This is a genomic window from Phytobacter sp. V69 (assembly GCF_965644215.1).
Taxonomy (GTDB): Bacteria; Pseudomonadota; Gammaproteobacteria; order Enterobacterales; family Enterobacteriaceae; genus Phytobacter.
Genome location: NZ_CBFFRL010000483.1, coordinates 1 through 714, shown reverse-complemented (window position 1 = coordinate 714; position 714 = coordinate 1). Strand labels below are relative to the sequence as shown.

At 56.0% G+C, this 714-nt stretch carries 1 protein-coding gene; it reads left to right on the top strand.

What is annotated here, in order from left to right:
- Positions 1-125: 125 nt before the first annotated feature.
- On the top strand, positions 126-714 hold a 589-nt coding region (locus tag ACSZPU_RS26125; protein WP_499004527.1), incomplete at its 3' end, for an MFS transporter.

The following is a 714-nucleotide window of genomic DNA, read 5'->3' as shown; positions in this document are numbered from 1 at the left end:
CAAATAGCTCATATGCCACCCCTAAACGTGAATGAAACGGAGTCTAACAAAAAGCTGGACAGCCGTTCAACTTTCCGTAGGATCGCCATTCTGGACACTTGTCCAACATTGGTTATGAGGAAGTTATGGTTCGTCAGTGGTTAACATTAGTCATTATTGTCCTGGTTTATATTCCGGTAGCGATTGATGCGACGGTATTGCACGTGGCGTCACCTACGTTGAGCGCAGAACTGGCCGCCAGCGGTAACGAATTACTGTGGATTATCGATATTTATTCGCTGGTGATGGCAGGGATGGTGTTGCCCATGGGCGCGCTGGGAGACCGTATCGGTTTTAAACGTCTGCTGCTGACAGGCAGCGGGCTTTTCGGCCTGGCCTCATTTCTGGCGGCGTTTTCCACCAGCGCGGAACAGCTGATCACCTCGCGCGCCGTACTGGCCATTGGCGCAGCAATGATCGTTCCGGCGACGCTGGCCGGTATCCGCAATACCTTTGCAAAAACAGAGCAGCGCAATATGGCGCTGGGCGTGTGGGCAGCGGTCGGCTCTGGTGGAGCAGCATTCGGGCCGTTAATCGGCGGTTGGTTATTGGCCCATTTCCACTGGGGCGCGGTGTTCCTGGTGAATGTGCCGATCGTGATGCTGGTGATGGCGCTGACCGCGCGCTATGTGCCGCGCCAGCAAGGACGTCGCCAGCAGCCGCTCAACCTGAGCC